The sequence below is a fragment of the Streptosporangium sp. G12 genome, assembly GCF_052983175.1.
This window is the reverse complement of the sequence record NZ_JBRIQO010000004.1, coordinates 63,312-79,336: the sequence shown is the minus strand read 5'-3', so window position 1 is coordinate 79,336 and position 16,025 is coordinate 63,312. Positions and strand designations below refer to the sequence as shown.

The window sequence follows — 16,025 nt, the reverse complement described above, 5'->3', positions numbered from 1 at the left end:
GGTACGGCGAAGCCGGGAGGGTCCCGAGCCGTCAGTTCACGGTGAGGCCGCGGGCGGCGAGGATCAGGGCGGCCTGGGTGGGGCTGACGACCGCTCCGCGCAGCGACCGGAGCCGGGTGTCGTCGACCTCTCCCAGGTCGGCGCCGCGCAGGTCCGCCTTGGTGAAGACCGTCTCGACGATCCGGGCGCCGATCATGCGGCAGTCCTCGAACACGGCCTTGGTGAAGTCGCAGCCCGACAGGTTGGCGTCGTCGAAGCGAACGCCCCGCAGGTGGAGGTCTCGGAACGAGCAGCCGGTGAGGTCGGCCAGCGCCAGGTTGGCCCCGTCGAACCGGTAGCCGGTGCCCCGGCAGGCGGACAGCACCGCGCCGATCATGCGGCAGCCGGTGAAGGTGACGTCGGTGAGCAGGGCCAGCTCGAAGCGCGCGCCCGACAGGTCGACGTCGGTGAAGGTCGCGTCGACGAGCTCGGCGTTCGCGAACCTGAGCCCCGCTCCCCCGCCGCCGGAGAAACGCGCCCCGTCCAGGTCCGCGCGGCGGAAGTCGGCCCCCTCCAGCACGCACTTCTCGAACGAGGCCTCCACCAGCGACGCCCCGGCGAGGTCCGCGCCGGTGAGATCGCACTCCCTGAACACGTAGGGCCCGTCACCGGTCAGATGATCGCCGAGCGAGAGCCCCGCAAGATCGACCCCGTGAATCTCCCGCTGGTCCGCCAGCAACTGCGCCGCATTCATCCCGCGATTCAAGCAGCTCGCCCCGACAGAATCCCGGCCGCCGTACTCCGGGCGGGGCCCGCCCGGTCAGGCGGTGCCCGTGTCTCCGGCGAGGAGCTCGGCGGCGGCCTGGCCGCAGACGCGGGAGGCCCCGTGGGTGGCGATGTGGACGGCGCCGAGGTCGGAGCGGCCGGGCAGTCCCATCTCGACCACGACGGCGTCGGCGCGGGCGGCCAGCAGGTGCCGGAGCGCGTCGGCCTGCCAGGGATGGCGGTGCGCGTCGCGGACGACGATGACCAGGGGACGCTCGGCCGCCACGGCGAGCACGGCCTCGATGGCGCCTCCGGTGGCCGTGGAGGCGGCCAGCCGGGTGACCGTGGTGCCGGGGAGGAGCTTGCCGAGCGGCTCGCCGACGCCCCACGGGGTGTCCTTCTCGATGGCGAGGTTCATCTCGGGGGCGAGCTCGACGACGTGCGGCGGGGCGGCCGGCGGGAACACCGCGGCCGCGGAGCGGCGGGTGATCCGCAGCGCCCGCCGGGCGGCGGCCAGGCCGATCGACGGGGTGCCGGGACGGCCCGAGGTGCCGGGGCCCGAGAGCGCGCTCCGGCGGGTGGTCGTGGTCCAGAGGGCGAGCTCGCAGACGCGCCGGGAGGCGTCGGCGAGCCGTTCCTCGGAGAGCCTGCCCTCCATCACGGCGTCCACGATCGCGTCGCGGATCCCGATCGCGGTCTCCTCCCCCGCGTGCTCGCCGCCCACGCAGATCGCGTCGGCGCCCGCGGCGACGGCGAGGACCGAGGCCCCGCCGATGCCGTACGGGCCGGAGACGGCGGCCATCTCGATGCCGTCGGTGACGATGACGCCCTCGAATCCCAGCTCGACCCTGAGCAGGTCGTGCAGGACCGGGCGGCTGAGGGTGGCGGGCATCGCGGGGTCCAGGGCGGAGACGAGCAGGTGCCCGGTCATGACCGTGCGCACCCCCTGCTCGACGGCCGCGCGAAAGGGCCGCAGCGCCACGTCGCGCAGCTCCCCGGGGAGGGCTGCGACGAGAGGCACGCCGTGGTGGGAGTCGACCGAGGTGTCGCCGTGGCCGGGGAAGTGCTTGGCGCAGGCGGCCACTCCCGCCGACTGCATGCCCCGGATCCAGGCGGTGGTGTGCCGGGCGACGAGGTCGGGATCCGCGCCGAAGGAGCGCAGGCCGATCACCGGGTTGTCGGGGTTGGAGTTCACGTCGGCCGAGGGGGCGAAGTTGAGGTTGACGCCCGCCCGGGCCAGGTCGCGACCGAGGTCGGCGGCGAGTTCCTCGGTGAGGCCGGTGTCGTCGACCACGCCGAGGGCGAAGTTGCCGGGCCGGGTGCTCCCGCCCGCGGCCTCCAGGCGGGTGACCTCGCCCGACTCCTCGTCGATGCCGACCAGGACCTGGGGGTTCTCCTCCCGGAGCGCGGCCGTGAGGTCGGCCACCTGGGAGGGGGTGGCGATGTTCCTGGAGAACAGCACCACCCCGGCCAGCCCCTCGCCGAGCCGGCGTCGGAGCCAGTCGGGCGGGGACTTGCCCTCGAAGCCGGGAAAGACCACCGTCTCCGCCAGGCGGAGCAGCTCTGGGCCGCGCTTCATTCACTCCTCCTCGCCTGACGGCCGGTCGGCTTTCCCGCCGAAGACGCGCAGACACCACGTTGTACCGGACCCCTGGGGAAAGCGCTCCCACAGCGGCTTTGCGCAAATCTAATAGGAAAGTTTCCTAATTGCTAGTGGGCTGACCATAGGCCTTCGGCTCATGATTTTGCGGATCGGGACGATGGAGGGGTTCGAGGTCCGCTGGTACGGAGCCGGGAACGAGAGCCGTCCGCCGCCCGCCCCGCGGCGAACGCGGCAAGCGTTCGGCCAGAGCCGGGAACAGGAGTGAGCCGGCGCGTTCCGGTGAACAAGCGATTGCGCAAGGGCTCATAATGGGGGCGTGAACACGCGAAAGAACTCCGGCGGCGCGACCACCACCCCGGTCAGGCGCCAGGGCGGGACCAGGCGCGCGGCCACATCCGGCCCCGCCTCGGAGCGCCGCGACCATCTCGTCAAGCTCGCCGCCGAGCTCTTCGCCCGCAAGGGCTTCCAGGCGACCACCGTCCGGGAGATCGCGGAGGAGGCCGGCATCCTGTCCGGAAGCCTCTACCACCACTTCGACTCCAAGGAGACGATCGTCGACGAGGTGCTGACGACCTTCCTCGACGACCTCGTCGGCCGTTACCGCACCGCCCTGGACCGAAGCGGCGACCCCCGCACGATCCTCTCAGAGATGGTGCGCATCGGGTTCAGCACGCTGGAGCCGCACCGCGCGGCGATCACCGTCATGCAGAACGACTGGAACTACCTGAGGTCCCTGCCCGGCGACCGTTTCGACTACCTGGTCAAGGCCGAGGACGAGGTCGAGCGCATGTGGGTCGAGCAGATCAAGCTCGGCCAGGCCGACGGCCTGTTCCGTGCCGACGTCGACCCCAAGCTCACCTACCGCATGATCCGCGACACCATCTGGGTGGCGGTGCGCTGGTTCCGCCCGGGAGGCCGTCTCAACACCACCGGCCTCGCCGAGCACTACATCACCGTCCTGTTCGACGGCCTCGCGACCGGCGAGCGGAGCAGCCAGAAGGCATGACGCCCGCGGAACCCGGCGCGGCGAGCGGCGCGGCCTGTGAGAATCAAGCGTCCGCGAAGCGAACGGGAAGTGGTGGGCGAGCATGGAGATACTGCAGAAGGCCGTGCGAACGGCGCTCACCGACGTGGCCGACCCCGCCAAGGCACCGGTCATGCAGGCCTACATGAAGTCGTCGATGCCGTTCCTCGGCGTGCAGGCCGCTCCCCGCCGCGCCGCGCTGAAGCGGGTCTTCGCCGACTATCCCGTCGACACGGCGTCCGCGTGGCGGGAGGCGACACTGGCCCTGTGGCGCGGGGCCGAATACCGCGAGGAGCGTTACGCGGCGATCGAGCTGACCGGCTTCCGCCTCTATCGCGCCTTCCAGACGCTCGACGCGCTGCCGGCGTACGAGGAGATGATCGTCACCGGAGCCTGGTGGGACTACGTCGACGAGCTCGCCGTCCACCGCGTCGGCGGCCTGCTCGCGGCCTTCCCCGACACCATGCGCCCCCTCATGCTCCGCTGGGCCCGCGGCAGCGACCTGTGGAAGCGCCGCACGGCCATCCTCAGCCAGAACCGCTTCAAGTCCGCCACCGACACCGGCCTGCTGTACGCCTGCATCGAGCCGAGCCTGTCCGACAACGACTTCTTCGCCCGCAAGGCGATCGGCTGGGCTCTGCGCGAGTACGCCAAGACGAACCCCGGCGAGGTCGTCCGCTATGTCGACCACACCCGCATCAGCGGCCTGAGCCGCCGCGAGGCCCTGAAGAACCTCCCGAACCGATGACCCGGGTGCCGCGTCGGCGTCATCTCCCCAGAAAGACCGTGCTCCGCCCCTTCCGGACCCGGACATGCCGGTCCTGCGGCGAACGATGATCCCGGTGATCATTGTCCGCGAAGCGGCTTCTACGGGAAGAGGCCGAGTCGCGGCACAAGGCGTTCACAGAAGTCGATGATCTCGGCTGTCCATGTGGTCGCCTCGTCGAGTTCGTCGCCGGTGACCGCCTCACTGGGCTGGCCGGAGTATTCGAGGACGTTTCTTCTGCGCCGCATGTGGTCGAGCCGGCGGAGAGGGGCGCCTTCCCTCGTCTGCCCGAACTGAGCCGTGACGGCTTCTCTGAGGGCGATGTGACCACCGGCGGACGTGGCACGCAGCCCCTGGGCCTGCAGGAGCGCGGCGGAAGCCTTCCGCGCGGCGTCGTAGCAGAGGGCGTACGCGCCGTCGGGGTCGGTGTCACGGATCAGCTCCACCGATTCGAGATGATTTCGCGCCGATTCGAGCATCGACTCGGCCATGTGATCGGCCAGAGGAACGCTTTGGAGCTCACGATTGTCGAGAAGCTTGCGGATCGCGGCTTCGCCGATGGTCCACTGCACTGCCGATCTCCCTCTAGACCTCCACCACGACCGTCGGCCCGCTCGCGATCTCGCGGAGCAGGCCTTCGCCGCCAGACTCCCACGCGGATACGCTCCGTAACACCGGATTCACGGAAATACCCAGACGGCGCTCGGCTCGCTCCGCCGCGTCGTAGACGTCCCCCCGGGATGGCGAGCCGATGACCAGGAGGTCCACGTCGTTGGGCTGGGGGCCGGGCCGGCCGTGATAGCGCGCGGCCCAGGAGCCGAAGATGACGAGCCTTTCGATCCCGGACACCGACGCGAACTCCTCGGAGAGGATCGCGGGAGGACCGAAGGTGACGGCCAGCAGTTGCGCCAGTGGCCGCGAGGCGGCGGTCTCGGTGTTGGCCCTGACAAGCCGCGCCCTGCCTATCTTGCGCTCCCCGAGGAGACCGGCGCGCACGAGGCGATGAACCTCGCGCTGGACGGTGGGAAGAGGAGAACCGAGCAAACCGGCCAGGTCGGTGATCGTGAACTCCTCGTCGGCGGCCAGGAACAGGTGGGCCAGAAGGCGTGCCTGGAGTCGTGACCGGAAGATGGGCATGAGCTCGGGAGCCAACGCTCTCATATAGCTGACGATAACTCTCGTTATTCGAGAGCGTCAACGACGCCGATCCAGGGTGTCGCGGACAGGGCCCCGGCGGGAGAGAGCGCGGCGGCGTGCCCGATGCCGGTGGGGGCGATCAGGACCGGGACGGCGGCCACTACTTGAGCGCGCCCGCGGTGAGACCCTTCTGGATCTGGCTCTGGAAGAGCGTGTAGACGATCAGCATCGGCAGGATGGCCATACTCAGCGCGGCGAACAGGGCCGACCAGTCGGCGTCGTAGCCCGCGGCCGTGGAGATGTCGGCGATGCCCTGGGTGAGCACCCACTTGTCCCGGTCGGAGTTGAGCAGCACCAGGGGCAGCTGGTACTGGTTCCACTGGCCGAGCACGTTGAAGATGGTCACGCTGACGATGCCCGGCTTCGCCATCGGCAGCATGATCTGGAAGAACACCCGGGCGTGCGAGGCCCCGTCCACGAAGGCCGCCTCGGCCACCGCCCCCGGCAGCGTCCTGAAGAAGGCCGCGAGGAAGAAGACGGTGAAGGGCAGCGAGTACGCGATGTAGACCAGCACCAGCCCGCCGTGCGTGTTCAGCCCGATGTACGGGCCGATCACCGGGACCGTCCCCATGTTCTGCACGACGAAGAACAGCGGGGTCAGCGCCAGGTAGACCGGGAAGGCCAGGCCGGAGACGAACAGCAGGTAGATCGTCCGGTTGCCCCGGAACCGGTAGCGGGCCAGCACGTACGCGGCCATCGAGCCGAACAGCATCGTGCCGAAGGTGCCGAAGGCCACCACGACGATGCTGTTGATCATGTACTGGCCGATGTGCGCCTGCTCCCAGGCGCGGGCCCAGTTGTCGAGGCGCAGGGAGGCCGGCAGCGACCAGGCGTCGCCGAAGATCTCGTCCTCGCTCTTGACCGACGCGAGGAACGTCCACACGATCGGCACGACCACCAGGACCGTCCAGACCAGCAGCGCGACGTGCGTCAGGGCCGACAGGGGTCCCAGGCGCCTCCTGCGCTCCTCGCGGGCCAGGGCCCTGCTCCGGGGAATCACGACGTCCGCCACTAGAACTCGATCCGCTCACGCCGCGACAGGCGCAGGGCCAGCGCCGCGAACCCGATGGTGAAGAAGAACAGCACCACGCCCATCGCGGAGGCGTAGCCGAACTTGAAGTACTGGAAGGCGGTGCGGTAGATCTCCGCCGCCATCACGGTCGTGGAGTGGTCCGGGCCGCCGTGCTCGGCCGTCATCACCCACACGATGGCGAAGACGTCCAGCGCGGCGATGCCGAGGTAGACCCAGCCGACCTGGATGGTGTCCCACAGCAGCGGCAGCGTGACCCGCAGGAACAGCTGCGGTCCCCCGGCGCCGTCGATCGCCGCCGCCTCGAACAGGTCGCGCGGGATGGAGGCGATGCCCGCCGAGAAGAGCACGACGTAGAAGCCGACCGCCTGCCAGACCAGTACGGCGAGGATCGACCAGAACGCGACGTCGGTGCTGGACAGGAAGCCGATCGGCTCGAACCCCAGGGCGATGAGCGGCGCGTTGAGCATGCCGCTGCGGTCGGGCCTGAAGACCTGCTGGAACAGGACGGCGACCACGGCGACGGCGAGCACCTGGGGGAAGAAGAACACCACGCGGTAGAACTTCGACCCCCAGATGCCCCCGGTGCCGCCCCGCCCGCCCGCGTTGAGGAGGAAGGCGAAGAAGAGCGCGATTCCCAGCGTGAGGATCGGCATCAGGACCAGCAGGACGAGGTTGTGCCTGACCGCCTGCCAGAACACGTTGTCGGCCAGCAGCCGCTGGAAGTTCTCCAGGCCCACGAGGCGCGGGCTCGCGTTCACCCCGCGCCAGTCGGTGAACGCGATGTAGAAGGCCTGCGCGTAGGGCGCGATCACATAGATCAGGTAGAGCGCCACCGGGATCGCGAGGAATCCCGTGACGAACCGTGTCCTGCCGTGGTTCATCGCCGGCCTGCCGTTCCCCTCGGTGGCTCGCCGCCGCCTGCCTGCGCCGTTCCCCCATGGTTCATGACCTGGTCGTCCTTCCCGGGACGGCTCGCCGTCCCGTCCCGCCGTGCCCGGTGGCCGGCCGGCCGTCCCCCGGACGGCCCGCCGCCTCGTGCCGTCGTCACCGGCTGAACTTCTTCACCGAGGAGTCCTTCTTGAGGGCGTCGGCCTTGCGCTGCGCGCGCTCCGCCCACTGGTCGACGGTGAGCTTGCCTGCCATGAGCTGCCCGGTCGCGGCGGCCACCTCGTCGTGCATCTCGACGTACCACTTGCGGAACAGGAACCAGACGGCGTTGTCGCCCGCCGCCTCCAGCGCGGCCGAGGCGCTCTTCAGGCCGGGCTTGAGCGTGCGGCCCTCGCCGGCGCCCTTGACGACCGTGAGCGTGGAGACCAGCTCCATGAACTTGCCCGCGCCCTCCTTGGAGAGCATGGCGCGCATGTACTCCAGGCCCGCGCGGGGGTTGGCCGACTTCGCCGGGACGACGTACTCCTCGCCCGGCTGGGCGTGCAGGGTGCCGTACGGGAGGGCGTCGGAGGAGCCGAAGTCGGGGAGCGCGAACATCGCGTAGCCGAAGTCGGCCGGGGCGGAGTCCTTCTGCTCGTTCTCCAGCCAGGAGCCGCAGGGCAGCATCGCGACCTGGCCCTTGTTGTGCGCCGTCTGGGTCTGCACGTGGTCGAGCCCCGCGGTGCCCTGCAACAGGTACTTCGACCCGATCTCGACGAAGGCCTCCGCGGCCTGCCTGACCGGCTCGGCCTTCCAGGCGCCGTCCTGGAGGTTGTCGATGTTCTTCAGCACGTCCTTGCCGCCGATCTTCGCGGCGAGCGTGAGGATGGCCTCGTAGATGTAGAACGGGTGCTTGCCCGCGTAGGTGAAGGGCGCCATCTTGCCCGACTTCTTGATGGTCTCGCACAGCGCCAGGAAGTCGGCCCAGGTCTTGGGGACCTGCCAGCCCTCGGCTTCGAAGAGCTTCTGCGAGTACCAGACGCCCCAGACGGTGTTGGCGTAGTTGAGGACGTACGGCTTGCCGTCGTAGCTGCCCAGCTCGATCGCGTTCGGGTCGATCGTGTCGCGCACCTTGACGGCGGGGTCGTCCCAGCTCGGCGCGTCGTACAGCGGCGTGAGGTCGGCGAGCTGGCCGTCCTGGACCAGGGCTCCGAAGTCCATCGCGTTGGCGCCGGAGTTGTTGACGAACTCCGGCGGGTTGCCGCCGGCGAAGCGCGGCTGGAGGGTCTTGGCGACCTCCTTGGTGGCGTTGTGCTTGATCTCCAGCTTGGGGTGCTTGGCCTTGAGCAGCGGCTCGTGGACGTCCGTGGCGTAGGCGTCGCCGAAACCGCCGTCGAAGATCCAGACCTCCAGGGGTTTGTCCTCGGCGAAGCCGAGCGGGTTGGCCGCGCTGGTGGCCCCGACGACGGGCGCCGAGGAGGCGGCGCCACCGCCGTTGCCCGCGGGGGTGGCGCACGCGGACATGACCGGCAGGGTGAGGCCGGCCAGGGCCGCGCTGCGCAGGAGCTCGCGCCTGGATAGCTGGGTCATGCTTCCTCCTGGAAGTGGCCTGGGAGTGGAAGGCGGTGGTCAGGCACCTCGCCGGATCCTTCCGGCGTAGCGGTTCTCGAGAGCGCGGTTGTGCTCGTCGCCGCCGGTCACGTTGGCGGAACGGTAGATCGGCGGGGTCAGGCCCGCCTCGGTCAGGCCGCGCACCACCTCGGCCACGACCATCTGGGCCAGCAGCGCCGAGGTGATCGTGGACACCGCCCCGAACGTGCCGCCGTCCTGGAGCGGGAGGACCGCGTCGCCGTACGGGGCGCGGTTGTCGAGCACCACGTCGGCGAGGTCGAGCAGCTTGCGGCCCGAGGGGTGGCGGGAGGTCATCGCGGTGCTGTGCTGCACCGACGTCAGGGCGATCAGGTCGTGCCCGTGCTCCTTGACGATCGAGGCCAGCTCGACCACCGACCCGTTCACCCCGGAACTGGAGATCAGCACGAACACGTCGCGCGGCTCGACGGGGGCCAGGTCGTAGATCCGCCGGGCGACCGAGGGGTCGCGCTCCAGCTCGCCGGCCGCTCCGAGGAGGATGCCGACCGGGGCGTCCCCGTACAGGACGACGTCGCGCAGGGCCAGGCGGTTGCTGGGCACCAGGCCGCCCGCGCGCCCGGCGATCTCCATCGCGATCGCCTCGGAGTGGCCCGAGCCGAACGCCTGGATCACGCCGCCGCCGTGCAGGGACTTGACGATCAGCGCCGCCGCGTCCCCCACCGCGGCCGTCTGGGTCCTGGACACCTCGTCCACCAGGGCCTTGATCTCGTGAACGTACTCGGAAGCCCCGATCTCCACGGTCAGCTCCTCTCCACGCGATGGCTCTCCAGAGCCCGGATCGTCAATTCGAAGGCCTCGTTCGTCTGCTCGTAGGTGCGCTGCGCGACCGCGACGTAGACGGTGTCGAGGACGAAGAGCTGGGAGTGGACGGCGGCCAGGCCGCCCAGCCGGAAGGTGGTCTCGCGGCTGGCGGTGGTCAGCACCAGGTCGGACAGCTCGGCCAGCGGGGAGCGGGCGAAGGAGGTGACCGCGACGGTCAGCGCGCCCCGGTCGCCGGCCTCGCCGAGGGACTCCAGCACCTCGCGGGTCCGGCCCTGGTGGGAGATGCCGATCGCGACGTCGCCCTCGCCGAGCAGCGCGGCGTCGGCGAGCGCCTCGTGCGCGTCGGCGTGGCTCCAGCAGGGGACCCGGATCCGGCGCAGCCGCCCGCCCATCATCAGGGCCACCGCCCCGCTGGTGGAGACCCCGAAGATGAGGACGCGGCGGGCCGCGACGATGGCCTCGGCGACCTTGGCGACGGTGCCCGCGTCCAGCTGGGCCGCCGTCTCCTGGATGAGCCGGGAGTCGGCGGCGGCCATCACGCCGATCGCCGCGTCGAGCGGATCGGTGGGGCCGATCTCGTGGCCCACCCCCGCGTCCCAGTTGGCCTGCGCGGCGCGCCCGTTCTCGGTGGCCAGCGCGACCCGCAGCCCGGCGTACCCGGCGAAGCCGAACACCCGGCAGAAGCGGGTCACCGTGGCGGGCGAGCTGCCGCTCCGCTCGGCCAGCGTGATGATCGTGGAGCGTGCCGCCTCGGCGGGGTCGGCCAGGATCGCCTCCCCCACCCGGCGCAGTGCCTCGGGCAGCGCGGGCGTCTCGGTCTGTATGCGTCCGAGCGCGCCTGCGGCCACAAGCATTCCTTTCATCGGAAGTCATCTGGGTGAAAATTATTCTCAAGTCAAGCTCGCGTCAAGGCCGTCGAGGGCACGGTTGGGGGCACAACGCCCACGGCGCCGAGGCTTCGGGGAAAAATTCCGCCAACCTTCGGCGCCTGTCGAGCGTCGTTTCTAACAGAGGTTCCAGAAAAGGAGCCGCCCGACGGAGGCGAACCCCACGATGACTCCACGTCCGGCCGACACGCCGCACCAGGTTTCCAACGCGCACGTCCACGACGAGCTGGCCGCCCGGCGCGCCAGGCGCGCCAGGGACCAGAGACTGCGCAACGACCCGCACATCCGGCTGCTGGAGCGCGAGCACGGCGTCCGCTTCACCGTCGAGGAGCTCCAGGCGGCGGACCGCCAGGCCCAGGAGCTGCTGGCGCCGCTCCGCCAGGAGCCGCCCCTCGACGAGGAGACCCGGTCCTTGCAGCTGCTCGTCTGGCGCCGTCTGGGCCCGAGGGGGTTCCAGGGGTTCATGCAGGAGCTGGAGGAGATGGAGGCCGAGCTGGCCAGGGCCCGGCACGACGGCTGGGGCGATATCAGCTAGACCTTTCCCCACCCGGCCGGTTCCCCGGCGGATTCCCCGGCAGGCCCTCGCGCCCCCGCGCCCGCCGTCGTGGTCTCACCCGATCACGGTGACGCGACCATCCCCCAGGCGAGCGATTGATCGCTTACGTGCGCGGTAAAGTGGAGGGAGATCCACTTTCACGCGTTAGGCCACCATGCTCCATCAGCGACTCCAGCCCTCCACGCCGTACGCCGCCCTGGTCTTCGACTGCGACGGGACCCTCGTCGACACCGCCGCCGCCAACGAGAGCGCCTGGCGGACCGCGCTGGCCGGATGGCAGGTGGACCTCGACCCCGCCTGGTACCAGGCCCGCACCGGCCTGTCCGCCGACCGCCTGCTGGCCGAGCTGGAGACCGAGACCGGAGCCGAACTCGACTACCAGGCGGTGCGCGCGGCGGCACTGGACGCCTACCAGTGGCTGATCCACACGGTCACCCCGCACCAGACGGTCAGCGCGGTCGCGGAGGCGCACCGGGGGCGGGTGCCGATGGCCGTGGCCTCGGGAGGCGCCCGCCAGGCCGTGGAGGAGACCCTGCGCGTCACCGGCCTGCGCCCCCTCTTCGACACCGTGGTCACCAGGGACGACGTCCGCTACGGCAAGCCGGCCCCCGACGTCTACCTCCTCGCGGCACGCCGCCTCGGCGTCGCCCCGCACGCCTGCGTCGCCTACGAGGACACCGACGAGGGAGTGGCCTCCGCCCTCGCCGCCGGGATGACCGTCATCGACGTGCGCCCCTCGCTCCGCTAGAAGGCCCTCCCTCGCCCCGCTGGAACGTTCTCCCCGCTCCACCGGGTACGCCTCCGGCGGCGTCGTGGCGCGGCCGGGGGACGGCCCCACGTTGGCTACCTGTACTATCCAATGATGCGGATATCCGAGCTCAGCGCCGCATCGGGCGTGCCCATCCCGACGATCAAGTACTACCTGCGCGAGGGCATGCTTCCCGCCGGGGAGCAGATCTCGGCCACCAGAGCGAGCTACGGCGAGGACCACCTGCGCAGGCTGCGGCTGATCCGGGCACTGCTGGAGGTGGGACGGCTGTCCATCGCCTCCATCGCCAAGGTGACGGCCGCCGTCGACGACACGAGCCTGAACCTGCACCGCGTGCTCGGCACCGCGCATTACGCCATCGCCCCGGCGGTCGAGCCGCACGCGTCCGGCGAGGAGTGGGCGCGCGCCCGCGCCGAGGCCGACGCCATGATCGACGATCTCGGCTGGCAGGTGGATCCCGGCGCCCCGGCCCGCGACGAGCTGGCCCAGGCCGTCCTCACCCTCGGCCGGCTCGGCATGCCCGCCGACGGCGAGGCCCTGCGGCCCTACGCCGACGCCGCCCTGCGGCTCGTGACCGAACACGAGATCGGCACCATCCCGCTCGGCGGCTCCCGCGAGGCCGCGGTCGAGGCCATGGTCCTGGGCACCGTCGTGCACGGCAGGGTGCTCGACATCATGCGGAGACTCGCCCACGAGTCGGTCTCGGCCCGCGTCTTCGGCACTTCCTGAGCCATAGTCTTCGGTACTTCCTACCTCATATAAGACAAAGGGGATTCAAGCGCCCTAGAGCAATAATCGGTCTCCCCTGTGACGCATGTCTCCATCGTTCCAACCGTCCCGCGAAACGGCAGCTCACAGCCCTGAAACACGGGTGTGCGGATTTCCAACACGGCCACTGCCAGCTCATATAGGGCTGGGTAACACCCTGTTCACACACGGGCAACAGATGCGAAATCGCGACTTGCGAATCTTTGGGAGCAGCAGATCCCTCCATCCCAAGGACTCCGCCGATGACCTTCAAGGCTGAATACATCTGGATCGACGGCACCGAGCCGACCGCCAAGCTTCGTTCCAAGACCAAGGTGATGGCGGACGGCGCGGAGCTCCCGATCTGGGGCTTCGACGGGTCCAGCACGAACCAGGCCGACGGCTCCTCCTCGGACCGCGTGCTCAAGCCGGTGTTCACCTGCCCGGACCCGATTCGCGGCGGCGACAGCGTGCTGGTGCTGTGCGAGGTGCTCAACATCGACATGACCCCGCACTCCAGCAACACCCGCGCCGCCCTCGTCGAGGTCGCCGAGAAGTACGCCGACCAGGAGTCCTGGTTCGGCATCGAGCAGGAGTACACCTTCTTCAAGGAGGGCCGCCCGCTCGGCTTCCCGATCGGCGGCTTCCCGGCCCCGCAGGGCGGCTACTACTGCGGCGTCGGCGCCGACGAGGTCTTCGGCCGCGAGATCGTCGAGAAGCACCTCGACTACTGCATCGAGGCCGGGCTGGCCATCTCCGGCATCAACGCCGAGGTCATGCCGGGCCAGTGGGAGTTCCAGATCGGCCCGGCCGGTCCCGTCGAGGTCTCCGACCACATGTGGATCGCCCGCTGGCTGCTCTACCGCACCGCGGAGGACTTCAACGTCGGCGCCACCCTGGACGCCAAGCCGGTGAAGGGCGACTGGAACGGCGCGGGCGCGCACACCAACTTCTCCACCAAGGCGATGCGCGAGGGCTACGACCCGATCGTCACCGCCTGCGAGGCCCTCGCCGCGAACGCCCTGGAGCACGTCAAGCACTACGGCTCCGGCATCGAGGACCGTCTCACCGGCCTCCACGAGACCGCCCCCTGGAACGAGTTCAGCTACGGCGTCTCCGACCGCGGCGCCTCGGTCCGCATCCCGTGGCAGGTCGAGGTGGAGAAGAAGGGTTACATCGAGGACCGGCGTCCGAACGCCAACGTCGACCCCTACCTCGTCACCCGCCTCATCGTGAGCACCTGCTGCTCCGCTCTGGAGAAGGCCGACCAGGTCTGATCCCGACCGACGGACTCCGAAGGCCGCGGACGCCCTGCCGGGGGCGGCCGCGGCCTTCGGCATTCCGCCTTCGCTCTCCCCGCTGGGACCGGAACCCGGGCTCGTGGTCGCCGGTGTCCGGATCCCCCGAGGCCGGATCGGCCGGCGAGGCCACCGAGCGAGACGGCCGGGCACGGCGAAGGCGAGAAAGACGAAGGAAGGCAAGACGAGACGTTCCGACTCGCTGGATGATACATTCGGGCACGTGAAAACACCGAACCCGGCCCGTCGCAGCGAGCAGTCGCGCCAGGCCATCCTGAGCGCCGCCTTCGACCTGGTCGCCGAGTCCGGATACGCCAAGCTGACGGTGGAGGCGATCGCCGCCCGCGCGGGGGTGGGCAAGCAGACGATCTACCGCTGGTGGCCGTCCAAGGGCGCCGTTTTCGTCGACGCCGTTCTCGCCGTGACCGGGGACGAGAAGGGGCACTTCGCGCTGCCCGACACCGGCGACCTCGGCGCCGACCTGCGCGTCGTGCTGCGGGCCATCGTCGACGAGTACAACGACCCCAGGCTCGACACGATGAGCCGGGCGATGACCATCGAGGCGCTGAACGACCCCGGGATCAACACCGAGATCATCGAGCGGATCATGGGGCCGCATCTGGAGGCGACGAGGGAGCGGCTGCGCGCCGCCCGGCGGGCGGGCCAGGTGGCCGAGGACGCGGATCTGAGCGTGGCCGTCGAGTTGCTGTACGGGCCGATCTACCACCGCTGGATGCTGCGTACCGCCCCCCTCACCCACGAGTACGCCGACACGGTCGTGGAGTTCGCCCTCAGGGCCCTGAGGGCGGGATAGCGGCGGTCGGGAGCCGGCCGGGAGCCGACCGGGAGCGCGGACCGGACCGAAATTACCGGGCGCGCCATCCGCGCGGGACGGGCTCCGGCCGCCCGGCGCGCCCCGCCGGGGCCCTCGCCGGTCCGGGCGGGTGCCGGACCGGGACCGGCTCCGGCGCGTGATCGTCACCGGGCGTCTGAGCACGCACGATGAATCCGCCGGACCGGAGAAAAGTAAAATGTTTCCCCAGAGAGCGCTTACCCGTTCCGTTACCCCAGTTCCACGGGTCGGAACGAGCTAACGTCACGAAAATCCTACAAAACAGGTGCTTTAGGACAGCGCTAAACGGGTACCTCGCGCCGTACCATAACTGCGATGCGGGACGTAGTGGAGCAATTACAGCGCTTGGGCATGTCGGGCTACGAGGCCAAGGCGTACGTCACCCTGGTCGGCGCCGGACAGCCCCTCAACGGCTACGAGGTCGCCAAGCGTTCAGGCGTGCCGCGCAGCACCGTCTATGAGACGCTCGGCAAGCTGGTGGCCAAAGGGGCCGCCTACGAGTTGCGCGGCTCCGACGACGCCACCGACTACCTGCCGCTGCCGCCGCGATCCCTGCTGGAGCGCATGCGCAGGGAGTTCACCGACTCGATCGAGTCGCTGGAGGTCTCGCTGCCCGTGATCGTGGCGCCGCCCAAGGCCTACCTGATCCACAACCTCAAGGACGCCGGGGCGCTGCTCGCCCGGGCCGAGGACGTGGTGGCCGGGGCACGGGGCGACCTGTTCCTGTCGATCTGGCCCGAGGAGATGGGACTCCTCTCCTCGTTGATCAGGCGGGCGGTCGAGCGCGGCGTCGAGACCTCGGTGATGCACTTCGGGGCGGCACGGGAACCGGTCGGCAACCTGTACGAGCACCGCTTCCCCTCCCCCGGCGCCGTCCCCGAGGGCGAGGGGACCGCGAAGGAGAACCCGGACCACCGGCTGCTGGTCGTCGCGGGTGACCGGCGGGAGGCCCTGATCGGCGGCTTCGCCGGGGGCACCGCGTGGGGCGTCTACACCGAGGATCCGGCCGTCGTCGCGATGGCGGTCGAGTACGTCAGGCAGGACATCGCCCTGCAGATCGTCGCCGACCGGGTCGGGCACGAGACCATGCGCGGGATCTGGTCCACCGACCCCGACCTCAGACGCTTCCTCGCGGACCGCGAGCGCCCGGCCGCCCTGCTGCGCGCCGCCGGGGTACCCGGTCACCGTCCCTACGGTTCTCCCCCGTCACCTGGGCACCTCGCCCCCCACGACCACTCTTGACGAACGTTGGGTTTAACACGGATGTGA

17 protein-coding genes are annotated in these 16,025 nt (G+C 70.2%); 8 read left to right on the top strand and 9 right to left on the bottom strand.

The window, feature by feature from the left end; all coding sequences use genetic code 11:
• Positions 1–31: 31 nt before the first annotated feature.
• Positions 32–733 carry a pentapeptide repeat-containing protein gene (locus ACVCAG_RS07395; RefSeq protein ID WP_440082960.1) on the bottom strand — a complete coding sequence of 234 codons (702 nt, stop codon included), beginning with the start codon at positions 731–733 and terminating at the stop codon, positions 32–34.
• A gap of 66 nt (positions 734–799) precedes the next feature.
• A complete protein-coding gene (locus tag ACVCAG_RS07390; protein WP_440082959.1) occupies positions 800–2,323 on the bottom strand; it encodes a glycoside hydrolase family 3 N-terminal domain-containing protein in 1,524 nt (507 codons plus the stop codon).
• Between the two features lie 340 nt (positions 2,324–2,663).
• Between ACVCAG_RS07390 and ACVCAG_RS07385 the strand changes: the two genes are divergently transcribed.
• Together ACVCAG_RS07385 and ACVCAG_RS07380 are read left to right on the top strand one after the other, a co-directional pair.
• On the top strand, positions 2,664–3,353 hold the full coding sequence (locus ACVCAG_RS07385) for a TetR family transcriptional regulator (RefSeq protein ID WP_440071073.1): 690 nt from the start codon (positions 2,664–2,666) through the stop codon (positions 3,351–3,353).
• An 82-nt stretch (positions 3,354–3,435) separates the two neighbouring features.
• On the top strand, positions 3,436–4,119 hold the full coding sequence (locus ACVCAG_RS07380; protein WP_440082958.1) for a DNA alkylation repair protein: 684 nt from the start codon (positions 3,436–3,438) through the stop codon (positions 4,117–4,119).
• A gap of 119 nt (positions 4,120–4,238) precedes the next feature.
• Here ACVCAG_RS07380 and ACVCAG_RS07375 read toward each other — a convergent pair whose 3' ends face one another.
• The 7 genes from ACVCAG_RS07375 to ACVCAG_RS07345 form a co-directional block, all read right to left on the bottom strand.
• Positions 4,239–4,709 carry a hypothetical protein gene (locus ACVCAG_RS07375; protein ID WP_440082957.1) on the bottom strand — a complete coding sequence of 157 codons (471 nt, stop codon included), beginning with the start codon at positions 4,707–4,709 and terminating at the stop codon, positions 4,239–4,241.
• A gap of 13 nt (positions 4,710–4,722) precedes the next feature.
• Positions 4,723–5,298, bottom strand: a complete 576-nt coding sequence (locus ACVCAG_RS07370; RefSeq protein WP_440082956.1) for a hypothetical protein — start codon at positions 5,296–5,298, stop codon at positions 4,723–4,725.
• Between the two features lie 136 nt (positions 5,299–5,434).
• The gene (locus ACVCAG_RS07365) at positions 5,435–6,346 is read right to left on the bottom strand and encodes an ABC transporter permease subunit (protein ID WP_440082955.1); all 912 of its coding nucleotides are present in this window, start codon (positions 6,344–6,346) and stop codon (positions 5,435–5,437) included.
• Positions 6,346–7,248, bottom strand: a complete 903-nt coding sequence (locus ACVCAG_RS07360; protein WP_362677752.1) for a carbohydrate ABC transporter permease — start codon at positions 7,246–7,248, stop codon at positions 6,346–6,348. Before ACVCAG_RS07360 ends, ACVCAG_RS07365 begins: the two co-directional genes overlap by 1 nt.
• A gap of 163 nt (positions 7,249–7,411) precedes the next feature.
• Positions 7,412–8,824, bottom strand: coding sequence for an N-acetylglucosamine/diacetylchitobiose ABC transporter substrate-binding protein (gene ngcE, locus ACVCAG_RS07355; protein WP_447189607.1), 1,413 nt, complete (start codon positions 8,822–8,824; stop codon positions 7,412–7,414).
• A gap of 39 nt (positions 8,825–8,863) precedes the next feature.
• Positions 8,864–9,622: a sugar isomerase domain-containing protein gene (locus ACVCAG_RS07350; protein WP_440082952.1), complete on the bottom strand. Its 759-nt coding sequence runs from the start codon at positions 9,620–9,622 to the stop codon at positions 8,864–8,866.
• A gap of 2 nt (positions 9,623–9,624) precedes the next feature.
• Positions 9,625–10,500: an SIS domain-containing protein gene (locus tag ACVCAG_RS07345; RefSeq protein WP_440082951.1), complete on the bottom strand. Its 876-nt coding sequence runs from the start codon at positions 10,498–10,500 to the stop codon at positions 9,625–9,627.
• A 199-nt stretch (positions 10,501–10,699) separates the two neighbouring features.
• Between ACVCAG_RS07345 and ACVCAG_RS07340 the strand changes: the two genes are divergently transcribed.
• From ACVCAG_RS07340 to ACVCAG_RS07315, 6 genes are all read left to right on the top strand, one after another.
• The gene (locus ACVCAG_RS07340) at positions 10,700–11,068 is read left to right on the top strand and encodes a hypothetical protein (RefSeq protein ID WP_440082950.1); all 369 of its coding nucleotides are present in this window, start codon (positions 10,700–10,702) and stop codon (positions 11,066–11,068) included.
• 175 nt (positions 11,069–11,243) lie between these two features.
• Complete coding sequence (locus ACVCAG_RS07335) at positions 11,244–11,837, top strand: HAD-IA family hydrolase (RefSeq protein WP_440082949.1); 594 nt, start codon at positions 11,244–11,246, stop codon at positions 11,835–11,837.
• A 114-nt stretch (positions 11,838–11,951) separates the two neighbouring features.
• Entirely contained in the window at positions 11,952–12,587 is a 636-nt protein-coding gene (locus tag ACVCAG_RS07330; protein WP_440082948.1) for a MerR family transcriptional regulator, read from the top strand.
• Between the two features lie 281 nt (positions 12,588–12,868).
• Positions 12,869–13,882 carry a glutamine synthetase gene (glnII, locus tag ACVCAG_RS07325; protein ID WP_440082947.1) on the top strand — a complete coding sequence of 338 codons (1,014 nt, stop codon included), beginning with the start codon at positions 12,869–12,871 and terminating at the stop codon, positions 13,880–13,882.
• A 244-nt stretch (positions 13,883–14,126) separates the two neighbouring features.
• Positions 14,127–14,717, top strand: a complete 591-nt coding sequence (locus tag ACVCAG_RS07320; RefSeq protein WP_440082946.1) for a TetR/AcrR family transcriptional regulator C-terminal ligand-binding domain-containing protein — start codon at positions 14,127–14,129, stop codon at positions 14,715–14,717.
• A gap of 354 nt (positions 14,718–15,071) precedes the next feature.
• The gene (locus ACVCAG_RS07315; protein ID WP_440082945.1) at positions 15,072–15,998 is read left to right on the top strand and encodes a helix-turn-helix domain-containing protein; all 927 of its coding nucleotides are present in this window, start codon (positions 15,072–15,074) and stop codon (positions 15,996–15,998) included.
• The last annotated feature ends 27 nt before the right edge of the window (positions 15,999–16,025 follow it).